Below are 12239 nucleotides of genomic sequence, written 5' to 3'. Positions count from 1 at the left end.
CTAAAGCGTATTTTAATTCTTAGAGGGAAAAGCAACAAACGCTGCGAAAACAGTCTTTCGTAAACAATGTTGGCATTGAGACTATTTTAGGACAGCAACAAATAAATTGATGCAATTGACGTCATATAACATAAGAAAAGATGTCACGACCGCTGGGTTTAAACGTATTTATTTTTTAGAACGAAAAGTAACAAACGATGTGAAAATAGCCATAATTTAAGAAGGTGAATTTTATGAAGGAAACGACTGATTCAAAATATATACAACAACATTTAGCTAATGAAAGAACGTATTTAGCTTGGATTAGAACTGCAATAGCTATTATTGGAGTGGGTTTTCTCATTGCAAATTTACATTTTACGTTTCCACGAACTATGACAAAGTCTGTGAGTTTTATTGCGAATATTGTTGAAATTCTATCTGTAATATTGGGGATAGCCACAATCATTTTTTCTACAAAGAACTATTTACAAAAACAACATGATATAAATGAAGGGACATTTCAATCACCAAAGTTATTCATTTTCTTTTTATCTTCATTCTTTATTGTCATCATTATAATTTTTACAATTTATTTCTTGTTGTAATCACAAACTCTCGGGTTTTGATATAAACATTGAAACAAATTTTTCTCAAATTCACAAAATATTGAGTTTGTTTTGTTTAAGAACACAACATTTTATATGATCTAACATGATAATAATCTATTAAATTGAGGGGATAACAGTGGAAAAAGGATTTCCAATTATGATTCAGGGTACACATTCAGATAGTGGAAAAAGCGTAATTGCGACAGCATTTTGTCGGATATTTGCTAATGCTGGATATAAAACAGCACCCTTTAAATCACAAAATATGGCTTTGAACTCCTATATTACACAAGATGGTAAAGAAATAGGGAGAGCACAAGGCGTTCAAGCTGAAGCTGCTCGTGTTCTACCAACAACAGATATGAATCCCATATTAATTAAACCTACTGGAGATAGCCAATCTCAAATTGTTGTGCACGGTAAGCCTATGAAAAATATGAAGGCTAGCGAGTATCGGCAAGATTTCTTTGAACAAGGCTTACAGATTATTACTGATTCATATCAGAGGCTTGCTGAAAAATATGACCGCATCGTGATTGAGGGAGCAGGAAGCCCAGCAGAAATAAATTTAAATGACCGAGAGCTTGTTAATATGCGGGTAGCCAAAATGGCTAACGCTCCTGTAATCTTGGTTGGGGATATTGACAAAGGAGGGGTATTTGCAAGCTTAGTTGGTACATTACAGTTACTTACACAAGAAGAGCGTGACAGAGTGGTAGGTGTAATAATTAATAAGTTTCGTGGAGATATAAACTTATTAACATCAGGGTTAACATGGTTCGAAGGTTATACGGGTAAAAAAGTATTAGGTGTGATCCCGTTTATTCCTAACCTTCATATAGATGCCGAAGATTCTGTTGTTTTAGATACATACAATAAGTCTCAAAATGGTGTGAAAGATATTGATATTGCTGTCATAAGGTATCCATTTATCTCAAATTTTACAGATATAGATCCATTTCATATAGAAGAAGATTGCCATGTGAGGTTTGTCTCAAACATAGAGGAGTTGGGCAAGCCAGATTTAGTTATTTTACCTGGAAGTAAAAATACAATTGATGATTGTACATTTTTGCATAATAGCGGATTGACAGAGGGGATTCAGTCCCTTCATCAAGAACAAAATACGCTTATTTTTGGCATTTGCGGTGGTTATCAAATGCTAGGTGAAATGATTGAAGATCCATTTTTAATTGAAACATCACAAGTTAGTTGTCATGGGCTAGGTATTTTACCTATTCAAACGACAATTACAAAGGAAAAGAAGACGACACTTTCTGAGGGTTATGTGGAATTTGAAGATGAGCAAGTATTTGTAACAGGCTATGAAATACATATGGGAGTGACTAGCAAGCTTAACCAATGTAATCCTTTTGTTATTACAGGCAAACATACAGATGGATGTGTAAAAGGCAAGTATGATGTCATCGGCACATATTTTCATGGTATTATGCATAATGATTTATTTCGAACAAAGCTGTTGAATCACCTTAGAGTTAAGAAAGGTTTGTCGCCGATTAATTTGCGTCCATCATTTAATGGATTAAGGGAGGAAAGCTTTGAAAAATTAGCTGAAATCGTAGAACAACATCTTGATCTTGACACTATTCAAACAGAAATGAAAAAGTTCAGTAACAACTTTAGTGGAATGAAGTGATTTGTCTTTTATACGGGTCAGACCCCACAACATATAGTACTTATTTATACTATATGAAGTGAGGTCTGCCCTTTGTTAGATTTGGTTTTGTGGAATAGATTGATAATTATCATACTAAGAAAAAACTGTATATACAGTTTGTGCGATGTTGTCTCTTTTATAAGCACGTCGATTTTATCCAGCTGAGTTTTCAGTGAAAATAGCATACAGTCTTTCAGAAGAACATGTTAAAATACTTGGTGAAGGTCTTCCTTGGTTTGTTCTAACCAAAAACGCATAAGGCGTTTAGCACCTTCAAGGTCATGTAGCTTCGCTTGACCACATTGTTTTTCGTTCGCAGCTGGAATTTCAGTAATTTCTACAGCCTCTTTAAATGTATCTTCTAATAAATCAATGATTTCACTTACAGATGGTTCTCCACTGACAACTAGATAGAAGCCAGTTTGACATCCCATAGGAGACACATCAATGATATCAAAGTGGTTGTATCTTTCAGCATATTTACGAATATTAAAAGCTAATAAATGTTCAAGTGTATGAATGGCGTTAGGGTTCATCGCCTGTTTATTTGGCTGACAAAAGCGAATATCAAATTTATTGACTATACCGTCGCTTCCTACTTTGTGAACGCCACAATGTCTTACAAAAGGCGCTTTTACAATACAATGATCTAATTCAAAACTTTCAACAGATGGCATGGATGACCACTCCTATATAAATTGTCATTTTTTCTTTTTTTATTATACATGTCCAAGCACAAATTTTCACTAATGATGATTGTGGAATGAGTCTCGATAAACATAATATTTTCTATACAGCTAAAAATAGTATATCATTTATTAAGGCTGTTTTCGCATTCATTGTTGCTTGTTCGTAAAAAGAGCTAAACACGTATACAACTAACTTTTGGGGCATCTTTTCTTCTCCAAAGACTATAAAAACCATATAATACACTTCAGTTACTCATATGTAAAGTAAAGAAAAGTCACAAGTTTACGAAATGATCTTTATTAAAGGTATTATAAAGTTAGGGTGAGTCACTTTGCTTAAAAAAATATTTATTGGATTTATTCGTTTTTATCAACTTGTTATATCGCCTTTAAAACCACCAACATGTCGTTTTTATCCAACTTGTTCTCACTATGGACTTGAAGCTATTAAGCGCTTTGGACCGCTAAAGGGTGGCTGGTTAACAATGAGACGCATTGTAAAATGTCATCCTTTTCATCCGGGTGGCTTTGATCCAGTACCAGAAAAAAATTCATCAATGCATCCATCAAAAATTGACAAGTAGGATACTTACCGACACTGTTTTTGCAAAGAATGTTGTTTTGTATACTAAAAATACATGGACAATAACTTTCGTTATTGGCTATTAAACAGCTTCTGTTTGTTTAGAAAAAAGAAATCCAATTAATTGATGCAAATGAATTTAAAGTGAATAGGGGTAATTTTACAATTATTACATGGTATGAAAAATTCCTAAAAACAAATGATATATTATGTATCATTTTTTTAGGGGGTAAGGAATTATGGCAAAAGATGTTTTATGTGAGGTAAATAATTGTCATTATTGGAAACAGGGAAACCAATGCAATGCGCAGGAAATATATGTAATTAGCCACAGTGGTACTTCTGCAAATAGCACAGAAGAGACAGACTGTAGAACATTCACACCAAGTTAATTATTTTTCATAAGGAAAATAAGCATGGCGCAGGCTCTTCATCGGGTCTGCCCTATTTATTTATTCACTAAGGAGAGATAAATGATGGTTATGAATCAAGAAAGTCTAATTACGGCGTTTAAAGAAGAAGCTAAGTATGCTAATCAATTAACATTTCCATCGTGTGTTGATTCATTTGCTAACATTTGGGAACATGAATTTGGATCTTTGGACGGTCTACCAAGCGATGTAGATGATTTAATCGCTCATCGTGCAGTTGAACTAGGGTTAATGGAGTGAGGTTTACATATCGTGATAAGTTTAACATAACTTAATATTAAAGGAGGGTCTTTTATTCTCTCCACGAAACGAAAAATTTATGGTAATGTTTTATTGTACTGGCCCCACCTCTTCCAAGGTGGGTTTTTTGCAATTTAGTTACTAAACTGTCAACTGTTTCATCGATAACAATAATGAATAGTAAGATCAGTTTTTGGCTTGTACACAATGATTTGTAATTTAAGTAAATATAGCAGTTGTTAGTTAAGATGTTTTATCTTCGGTTTTGATATTGGGGTTTTCTTGTAAATCGTCAACTGTATGCTCATATTGATATGCTTTTGAGGTTGTCATTAAGGTTATAAAAAGAACACCAAGGACGATAATAATTGGTATTATTAAAACAGCAAGCAAAATTTACCCTCCTTCATGAATACTCATAATGACCGAATATGTTGTTTATAAAAGGCTATTTTCGCATAGTTTGTTTGTTTTTCGTATAAATAAAATAAATACGTATACACCTAGATTTCGTGTCGTTTTCTCTTACAACGATGACTGTTGAGTAAACTGGCATCTATATCTTCTAGTTTAGGAACTGCTACAACAAAGTTTACGAAAAGAGTCTTATGAAATGAAGGAGAGAAAATCAATGAAGATTTCGTAATTCAGAAATGGATGATCGTCTATTATTGCCTACTCCATCTCGCGCTATTTTCCCCTTTAGCTTTTCAGTGATATATAAGCTAACTAAACCAACTAATTCATAATCACTTAGTTCCTCAACCATTGACAAGATATCATTTCGATCTAATTGTTCTAGTAGCGCCAATGTAAGAATTTCAGCATCTTCTTCGTCACCTGTTAATTTATGACGATACATATCATAAAGTTCATCGACTAACTTCATTCTTCTCACTCCAATATATTGATTATCCTATAGTCTATGACTGTCAAACAAAATAAATTCATAATAATTAGGTTACAATGTCCACTTTATAAGGCATTCACTCAATCAATATGTTAAGTTTCTCATAACTTGAAGTAAGGGAAAAGCTTAATTTCACTTGTTAACCAGATATCCAAAGAAAGGATGGTAATGTTGGAAAAATATATTTTTATCGTGGCTTTTTCATTTTTATGTTCCACAGTGACATTCCTATTCGGTGGTTGGGACAAATTAATGGTAATTTTACTCGTATTTGTAATCATTGATTATGTGACCGGAATGATATCTGCAACTATAGAGGGGTCTTTGTCCAGCAGAATAGGGTTTAAAGGAATTATGCAAAAGATATTTATATTTGCATTAGTTGCAATTGCTCATTTAATAGACCTCATTCTAGGAGAATATCATTTTTTACGTGATACCACAATCTTTTTTTATCTTTCTAATGAATTGCTATCGATTATTGAAAATGCAGGAAGGGCTGGAGTACCTGTTCCAAAAGTTCTTACTCGAGCGATTAAATTGTTAAGAGATCGCAATAATCAGTAAGCAAGAGAGATATATTATGTGTATATTTTACTCTTGATAGAAAAACCTATATTTAAGCAAATATAGGAGTTGAATAATTATGAGTAAAGAGAAGGAAGCTTATTATATCTCTTTAGGAAGTGGAGAAATTTCTAGATTAAGTACAGCATCTCCTTGGAATTATAAAGTATTTGCAACAGATGAAGAAATTACAACATTACGTGAATATTTTGACCAAAATTATTCAACAGAATGGCAAAATTTTTTCAGGGCACACATCCCGTATATTCAATATCATGATGATAAACAAAATGACGCCTATGATGAAACGCTCGAAAAAATACTTCAATTAATTTACCAATTAGGGGATAAAAAAACTAGAGAATTTATTGAAGAGCAAGGACTGTTACATGATGTATTTTTCAATGAAAAAACATAAAATGTATTACTTGTATAGTTTATGTCGTGAGTAAAGCTGTGGAGAAGTGCACTGAAATTCATAGTACAATAGGTGGGTTTGGAACGACAAACTTTAAGATAGGTTCTTTCTATAAAATTGTTTAATTTTTTCTAAATTAAAGACTGTTTTCGATTAATTGTTGATTTTCGTTCCTAGCGTTCGTGTCATCTTTTCTACTACTAAAATTATCGAGTTTTCATAAGACCATCATACTGTCCAGTTTTAGAAAAAAATAGTAACAAAGTTAACGAAAGGAGCCTAAAGCAGTTTCTCGGTGCTTTGTTAGAAGAGGTGAAGGTGCCTTGGAACACTTTATGGAGAAAGGTCACTCTTAATTATGAGTGACCTCAATATGATTAAAAAGGACTTTCAGTTGCTGTGTTTATAACTTCTTCAGGAACAGAAATTTCATTGACTTCATTAAAGTTAGAGTATTCACCTGTCATTTCTTGGTAGAATCCGACAGTCTCTCCCTCCATTGTCATCGTTGAGTCCATAATCATTGAAATATTTTTTGGATAGTAAGTCTCTTTATCAATAGTTATCTCATATTCTAACGTTGAGATAGTCATATTCTCCATTAATTGGTCTATATCGTCTGCCATTCCAGCACCAGCAAGTTGATCCTGTGGAATCATTGAAGTAATTAAATCTTTCATTTTTTCATCTGTAGAAGAAAGTTTAAAAATGTATTGGCTATCTTCTTCGATAAGTTCAAAATCATCAACAAACTTTTCCATTTGCTTCAGAGAATTGATAGGTGATTGTTGATTATCAGCCATTTGCATAATGTTTTCAAATTGCTCACTAGGAAGTTTTTGCCACATGTTACTCATTGAATCATACATGAAAAATCCTTCATCAGTAAAATATGATTCTGTATCTATATTCATCATATCGCCCATAGATATAGACATCTGTTGATACATCGTTAGTGGTTCTTGCACCATATCTAAATAAATTTCCATGTTTTGGGGCATACTCTCTGTTCCCACTTCAATTGTTTGATCCATTACCATATCAACTGAAAAACTATTTAGATCTTTAGCAGCTTCCATTGATTTGTTAAACAAATCATTTACATCAGCATCTGATGAAGAACAAGCTGCGAGTAGTAATATAAAAGATACAGCAAACATAGTAGTTATTAGCTTTTTCAATATCGTTCCTCCTTATAAAGTGTATACTATGTATACGATTTAACATAAAGGAAGTTTCACAAACCTTATTTTTAATATATATTAGTAGATAAATCTGTGAGATTTGTTTGATTCGTTCCTCAATATGTATTATAACAAGTGTACTTTTAATTGAAAATAAAAATTTACAAATCTTACTAGTCATGATAAATTTAATAAATTATGTTAATATTTTTATAATTAAACAGTTGGAGCGGAGAAGTACAATGGAAATACAATTTAAGGACTATTATTTTAATGATGTTTACCTCTCATTTGACTATCATCCATTTTCTTTATCTCCTAAGCATGTATGGGTCATATGTAGGTTTTACAAACAATGGCTTGTAACAAATCATGCTACACGAGGTCTAGAATTTCCTGGAGGTAATGTCGAAGAAGGAGAAACTCCAGAACAAGCGGCAATTCGTGAAGTGAAGGAGGAAACAGGTGGTAACATTATTGATCTTCGGTATATCGGTCAATATATGGTGATGGGAAAAGAGAAGAAGATTATAAAAAATATCTATTTTGCAAATATCAATTCAATTGAGGAACAACCAACATACTACGAAACAAAGGGGCCTGTGTTACTCGATCATCTCCCTGATAATATTGCTTATAATGATTCTTATAGCTTTATCATGAAGGATGGGGTACTACAAAATAGTCTTAAACGAATAAGAGAATTAATTAATGAATAACCAATAAGCTCGCAACAAGGTCTATATATCTTCAGGTCCTTGTGCGAGCTTTAAATGTCTTTAGCTTTCGATTAGGAAGGCTGTTGCACATTTCTTTTACCCTTTAGCTCCATTTAAACATCTTTGATCAGTTTTCTTTCTAGGTATTCAACGCCATGGTACATAATTGTAGCAAAAACTGCAATAATTAATAAACTTAGGAGAACGAGTGTGAAGTTAAATACTTGAAAACCATAAATAATCATGTACCCAAGTCCTTTACCAGATACTAAAAATTCCCCTACGATTACACCAACCCATGAAAGTCCTACATTGACTTTAAGTGTCGAAATAATCGTTGGAAATGAAGAAGGAAGTACTGCTTCAAAAAATGATTGTCTTTTGGAAGCTCCAAATGAGTGTAATACTTTTAAATAATTTGGATCTAACTCTTTAAAAGAGGTATAAACAACAATCGTTGTAATAATTACTGATATGATAGTTCCCATAGCGATAATGGAAGTAAATCCAGGTCCTAAGGCAACGATTAATATAGGTCCTAGTGCAACCTTTGGCATCGCATTTAAAATAACAAGGTAAGGGTCTAGTATGTTGGAAAGGCGTGGTGACCACCATAAGAGTGCAGCCAAGATGGTTCCTAATAAGGTGCCTAAAATAAAGCCAAGCACGGTTTCGAATAATGTGACACCTATATGAACAAATAGCGAGCCATCTGCTACTTTTTCAATTAATAATTTTGTGATTTTTGAAGGAGAACTGAATAATAGTGGATCTATCAACTTAAAGTAGCTAGCTATTTCCCAACTTGAAAAAAATACAATAAAAATGAGCAGTTGATAAATTCTTACTACGCGTTTTTCTTTTTTTAGCTGATACAAGTATTGGGCATGAAGGTCGCTATATTTTGTTTGAGATGTCAAGTTTATCCAACTCCTTCCAAACCTTCTGGAAAAGATCAGCATATATGGGGTGTTGCCTTGCATTAAATGGAGGTAGTTTACTTAATGTGTTTGGAATAACGAATGTTTCGGATATTCTACCTGGATTTGCATTCAGTAATATAATGCGGTCGCTCATTGCAATTGCTTCTCCAATATCATGTGTTACAAGTAGGGTAGTTTTTTTGTATTCCTTTAAAGTGTTTGATACGAGATCTTCTAATTTAAGTTTCGTTTGAAAGTCAAGTGCAGAAAAAGGTTCATCTAGTAAAAAAATTTGTGGGTCAGTAACTAAAGTTCTCACTAGCGCTGCTCTTTGACGCATCCCCCCAGAGAGCTGCCTTGGGTACAGCTTTTCGGTTCCCTCTAACCCGATTTCTTGTAATAGTTGAATAGCTTTCTCTTTTGTTCTGTCACATAACTTATGATTGAGTTTTAATCCTAATAAAATATTTTCTTCAATCGTTCTCCAAGGAAATAAATAATCTTGCTGGAGCATGTAGCCGATAGTGTGGGCAGCTGCTGTCACTTTTGTGTCTTTTAGAAGAACATCACCTTTAGTAGGCTGTAAAAGTCCAGCAATAATGGAAAGTAGCGTTGTCTTCCCACAGCCACTTGGTCCAATAAATGAAATAAATTCCCCTTCGTTAATTGCTAGGTTAATATTCTCGAGTGCGGTGGTTGCTGATGATTTAGAAAAGTATGTGTGATGAATATTGTTGATTAATAAAAAACTCATGAATCATCACCTCTTATTTGGACATCACCTTTTCGGCAATATCAGTGTTGACTAATGTTTCATGATCTACTCGTAAAGGTAGTTCACCAGCTTCGTCCATTATGTCCTGAAGGTTATTCCATTCAGTTGCATCTAAGATTGGATTGGTTGCATATGAGCCTTGACTTTTGTATCGATCAACTACTGTTTCAATTAATTCTATTGATGTATCCTCAAAAAAGCTATGAATTGATTGAGCAATTTCTGCTGCATCATGAGAGTTAACCCATTGTTGTGCTTGATATATCGCTCGAGTAAATTTTTCTATTGCTTCACTATTCTCTTCCATAAAGCTGTTTTTTGCCATAAAAGTAGTATATGGGACATATCCAGACTCCTTGCCAAATGATGCAATAATATATCCTGTTCCTTCTTGTTCAAATATACTTGCTGTTGGTTCAAAAAGCTGCACATAATCTCCTGTTCCAGCTGCAAATGCGCTTGCAATGTTAGCAAATTCAATATTTTGAATTAAATCTAAATCTTTGTGTGGATCAATACCTTGTTTCTTCAACACGAACTCTCCAACCATTTGAGGCATGCCACCTTTGCGTTGACCGAGGAAAGTACTTCCTTTCAGTTGATCCCAGGAAAAGTTATCGATGTTTTTGCGTGAAACTAAAAAAGTCCCATCCGTTTGAGTTAGTTGAGCAAAATTTATTACTGGATCATTAGCATCTTGAGCATGGACGTATATTGTCGTTTCTGAGCCAACTAATGCAATATCTGCACCGTCAGATAGTAAAGTAGTCATCGTTTTATCGCCGCCCCATGTCGTTGTCAACTCTACCTCCAGCCCTTCCTTTTCAAAGAACCCTTCAGAAAATGCGACATACTGTGGAGCATAAAATATTGAATGGGTTACTTCAGCAACACGTAATTTTTGTATTTGTTGTTCATTACACCCAGACAATGGTATGAAGATTAGAAATGCTACAAGAAATATAAAGCTTATTTTTTTCTTCATCGCCAGTTCCTCCTATATACTTTTCTAAGCTAAGATAGTTTATGAAGCACCATTCGAAAAGGTGAACGCCTATGAATGTCACTTCAATACTTACACTGTTTGAATGTAGTTGTTGACATGTGAAAATAGTATGTAGAGAATTTAACATAGAAGCTAATAATAACTTTAGTTATTTATTTTGATTGTTTACCCAGGGATTGTTGTTTTTCGGGCCTAAGAGATAAATTGTTCTACAACCATCCTCTTGTTATCATCTTGCTTCTCAAAGTCTACCTAACTGTACAGAATTAGTAACAATTGTTGCTTTATTAATTCATTGTGGGTATCGCAGCATAAACAACATAAATACTCTGCCATGCTATATTCTTAAGTAGAAGGAGGAGATCAGCTTGGAATGTAGAGATGGACATATTATTGAAAGACAACGGCTACCTTCGCCTAATCCAAATATCCATTTATATGAATTAACATATTTAAGTAAAGGTTTGAAAGTGAAGGGATTATTAGCTGAACCGAAAAACGTTGGTAAGTATGATGGTTTTTTATATTTAAGAGGTGGAATAAAAAATGTTGGTAAAGTTCGAGTTGGACGCATCGTCCAATTTGCTTCAGAAGGTTTTGTAGTCATGGCGCCCTTTTACCGTGGAAATCAAGGTGGAGAAGGTAATGAAGACTTTGCTGGAAATGATCGGCACGATGCCGTTGCAAGTTATCGAGTACTAGAACAGCTTGAAAGCGTTCATGAAGATAGGATTCACGTTTTTGGTTTTTCACGAGGAGGTGTCATGGCGCTTTTCACAGGGATTATAGAACACAATGTAAAATCAGTTGTCACTTGGGGTGGTGTTTCTGATATGACGCTTACATATAACGAAAGAATTGATTTACGACGTATGCTGAAAAGAGTTATTGGAGGAACGCCTAATAAATATCCAGATAGATACAAAATTCGTACACCTCTTTTTATGCTAGAACAAATACATGCACCAATTTTAATTATCCACGGTAAAAACGATAGCAATGTGACCATTCAACATGCATATAGACTTGAAAATAGACTGAAAGAGCTTAATAAAAGCGTAACTACATGGTATTTTGACGAATATACTCATTACTTTCCTCCTGCTGAAAATAGAAAAATTGTAAAAAGACTTACTGAGTGGATGAAAAATCAATAAACACCATGATAAAATAGTCATAAAAGGATAACTATGTTAAAGGAGCGTTTAAAATGGGTATGCCTCTTGAATTAAATACAATGATTGTTACGAAGGGAAAAGAAAAAAGGTTAGGAGAAAATATTTTCACACTTGAAAAAACAGGTTACCGTCTATATCCACTCGACATCCCATTAGAGGTAAAAAGAACTATAGGGGGAGATATAAGTGGAGAAGGGGTAATTGATAAGGTGGAATTAGCAAATAATAAAACTGTGATCACTTACCGGCTGATTTCTTTACATTCAACAAACTAAGGAATGGAGATACTATATCGAGCAAAAACAAAGCTGTTTTGCATTTTGAGGTTGTTGTACAACATATAGCAGT

At 33.8% G+C, this 12239-nt stretch carries 17 protein-coding genes; 10 read left to right on the top strand and 7 right to left on the bottom strand.

Going from position 1 to position 12239, the window contains the following annotated elements; translation table 11 throughout:
• Window positions 1–233 precede the first annotated feature (233 nt).
• Both JM172_RS17755 and JM172_RS17750 read left to right on the top strand, forming a co-directional pair.
• A complete protein-coding gene (locus tag JM172_RS17755) occupies window positions 234–587 on the top strand; it encodes a YidH family protein (protein WP_214483722.1) in 354 nt (117 codons plus the stop codon).
• Between the two features lie 139 nt (window positions 588–726).
• On the top strand, window positions 727–2247 hold the full coding sequence (locus JM172_RS17750) for a cobyric acid synthase (protein WP_214483721.1): 1521 nt from the start codon (window positions 727–729) through the stop codon (window positions 2245–2247).
• Between the two features lie 227 nt (window positions 2248–2474).
• Here JM172_RS17750 and JM172_RS17745 read toward each other — a convergent pair whose 3' ends face one another.
• A complete protein-coding gene (locus tag JM172_RS17745) occupies window positions 2475–2945 on the bottom strand; it encodes an S-ribosylhomocysteine lyase (protein ID WP_214483720.1) in 471 nt (156 codons plus the stop codon).
• Between the two features lie 344 nt (window positions 2946–3289).
• On the opposite strand from JM172_RS17745, the gene yidD reads away from it, so the two are divergent.
• The 3 genes from yidD (at window position 3290) to JM172_RS17730 (ending at window position 4211) form a co-directional block, all read left to right on the top strand.
• Window positions 3290–3541 (top strand): membrane protein insertion efficiency factor YidD, encoded by a 252-nt coding sequence (gene yidD / locus JM172_RS17740; RefSeq protein WP_214483719.1) that lies wholly within the window; start codon window positions 3290–3292, stop codon window positions 3539–3541.
• Between the two features lie 238 nt (window positions 3542–3779).
• The gene (locus tag JM172_RS17735; protein ID WP_214483718.1) at window positions 3780–3932 is read left to right on the top strand and encodes a DUF1540 domain-containing protein; all 153 of its coding nucleotides are present in this window, start codon (window positions 3780–3782) and stop codon (window positions 3930–3932) included.
• Between the two features lie 84 nt (window positions 3933–4016).
• Complete coding sequence (locus tag JM172_RS17730; protein ID WP_250886744.1) at window positions 4017–4211, top strand: hypothetical protein; 195 nt, start codon at window positions 4017–4019, stop codon at window positions 4209–4211.
• Window positions 4212–4454: 243 nt separating this feature from the next.
• Here JM172_RS17730 and ytzI read toward each other — a convergent pair whose 3' ends face one another.
• Together ytzI and JM172_RS17720 are read right to left on the bottom strand one after the other, a co-directional pair.
• Complete coding sequence (ytzI, locus tag JM172_RS17725) at window positions 4455–4604, bottom strand: YtzI protein (protein ID WP_214483717.1); 150 nt, start codon at window positions 4602–4604, stop codon at window positions 4455–4457.
• 235 nt (window positions 4605–4839) lie between these two features.
• Window positions 4840–5100: a DUF6154 family protein gene (locus JM172_RS17720; RefSeq protein ID WP_214483716.1), complete on the bottom strand. Its 261-nt coding sequence runs from the start codon at window positions 5098–5100 to the stop codon at window positions 4840–4842.
• A 189-nt stretch (window positions 5101–5289) separates the two neighbouring features.
• Between JM172_RS17720 and JM172_RS17715 the strand changes: the two genes are divergently transcribed.
• On the top strand, window positions 5290–5688 hold the full coding sequence (locus JM172_RS17715; protein ID WP_214483715.1) for a phage holin family protein: 399 nt from the start codon (window positions 5290–5292) through the stop codon (window positions 5686–5688).
• A 79-nt stretch (window positions 5689–5767) separates the two neighbouring features.
• Entirely contained in the window at window positions 5768–6106 is a 339-nt protein-coding gene (locus JM172_RS17710) for a hydrolase (protein ID WP_214483714.1), read from the top strand.
• A gap of 377 nt (window positions 6107–6483) precedes the next feature.
• Here JM172_RS17710 and JM172_RS17705 read toward each other — a convergent pair whose 3' ends face one another.
• A complete protein-coding gene (locus JM172_RS17705) occupies window positions 6484–7287 on the bottom strand; it encodes a DUF6612 family protein (RefSeq protein ID WP_214483713.1) in 804 nt (267 codons plus the stop codon).
• Between the two features lie 245 nt (window positions 7288–7532).
• On the opposite strand from JM172_RS17705, the gene ytkD reads away from it, so the two are divergent.
• A complete protein-coding gene (gene ytkD / locus JM172_RS17700) occupies window positions 7533–8009 on the top strand; it encodes an RNA deprotection pyrophosphohydrolase (protein WP_214483712.1) in 477 nt (158 codons plus the stop codon).
• A gap of 113 nt (window positions 8010–8122) precedes the next feature.
• Here ytkD and JM172_RS17695 read toward each other — a convergent pair whose 3' ends face one another.
• Genes JM172_RS17695 through JM172_RS17685 form a run of 3 tightly spaced genes read right to left on the bottom strand, consistent with a single transcriptional unit; the run spans window position 8123 to window position 10692 of the window.
• A complete protein-coding gene (locus JM172_RS17695; RefSeq protein ID WP_250886743.1) occupies window positions 8123–8929 on the bottom strand; it encodes an ABC transporter permease in 807 nt (268 codons plus the stop codon).
• Window positions 8907–9686, bottom strand: coding sequence for an ABC transporter ATP-binding protein (locus JM172_RS17690; protein WP_214483710.1), 780 nt, complete (start codon window positions 9684–9686; stop codon window positions 8907–8909). The genes JM172_RS17695 and JM172_RS17690 overlap by 23 nt, the downstream gene beginning before the upstream one ends.
• A gap of 13 nt (window positions 9687–9699) precedes the next feature.
• Window positions 9700–10692, bottom strand: a complete 993-nt coding sequence (locus tag JM172_RS17685; protein ID WP_214483709.1) for an ABC transporter substrate-binding protein — start codon at window positions 10690–10692, stop codon at window positions 9700–9702.
• A gap of 389 nt (window positions 10693–11081) precedes the next feature.
• Here JM172_RS17685 and JM172_RS17680 point away from each other — a divergent pair, with 389 nt between their 5' ends.
• The gene (locus tag JM172_RS17680) at window positions 11082–11870 is read left to right on the top strand and encodes an alpha/beta hydrolase family protein (protein WP_214483708.1); all 789 of its coding nucleotides are present in this window, start codon (window positions 11082–11084) and stop codon (window positions 11868–11870) included.
• A 53-nt stretch (window positions 11871–11923) separates the two neighbouring features.
• Complete coding sequence (locus JM172_RS17675) at window positions 11924–12166, top strand: DUF2584 domain-containing protein (protein ID WP_214483707.1); 243 nt, start codon at window positions 11924–11926, stop codon at window positions 12164–12166.
• Window positions 12167–12239 lie beyond the last annotated feature (73 nt).

It is taken from the genome of Bacillus sp. SM2101, assembly GCF_018588585.1.
Lineage (GTDB): Bacteria > Bacillota > Bacilli > Bacillales > SM2101 > Nanhaiella > Nanhaiella sioensis.
This window is presented reverse-complemented; position numbering and strand designations above follow the sequence as displayed.

Coding starts and splice junctions, on each gene's coding strand:
- JM172_RS17755 (WP_214483722.1), top strand. CDS start 234: ATGAAGGAAACGACTGATTCAAAATATATACAACAACATTTAGCTAAT.
- JM172_RS17745 (WP_214483720.1), bottom strand. CDS start 2,945: ATGCCATCTGTTGAAAGTTTTGAATTAGATCATTGTATTGTAAAAGCG.
- JM172_RS17735 (WP_214483718.1), top strand. CDS start 3,780: ATGGCAAAAGATGTTTTATGTGAGGTAAATAATTGTCATTATTGGAAA.
- JM172_RS17730 (WP_250886744.1), top strand. CDS start 4,017: ATGGTTATGAATCAAGAAAGTCTAATTACGGCGTTTAAAGAAGAAGCT.
- JM172_RS17720 (WP_214483716.1), bottom strand. CDS start 5,100: ATGAAGTTAGTCGATGAACTTTATGATATGTATCGTCATAAATTAACA.
- JM172_RS17715 (WP_214483715.1), top strand. CDS start 5,290: ATGTTGGAAAAATATATTTTTATCGTGGCTTTTTCATTTTTATGTTCC.
- JM172_RS17710 (WP_214483714.1), top strand. CDS start 5,768: ATGAGTAAAGAGAAGGAAGCTTATTATATCTCTTTAGGAAGTGGAGAA.
- ytkD (WP_214483712.1), top strand. CDS start 7,533: ATGGAAATACAATTTAAGGACTATTATTTTAATGATGTTTACCTCTCA.
- JM172_RS17690 (WP_214483710.1), bottom strand. CDS start 9,686: ATGAGTTTTTTATTAATCAACAATATTCATCACACATACTTTTCTAAA.
- JM172_RS17685 (WP_214483709.1), bottom strand. CDS start 10,692: ATGAAGAAAAAAATAAGCTTTATATTTCTTGTAGCATTTCTAATCTTC.
- JM172_RS17675 (WP_214483707.1), top strand. CDS start 11,924: ATGGGTATGCCTCTTGAATTAAATACAATGATTGTTACGAAGGGAAAA.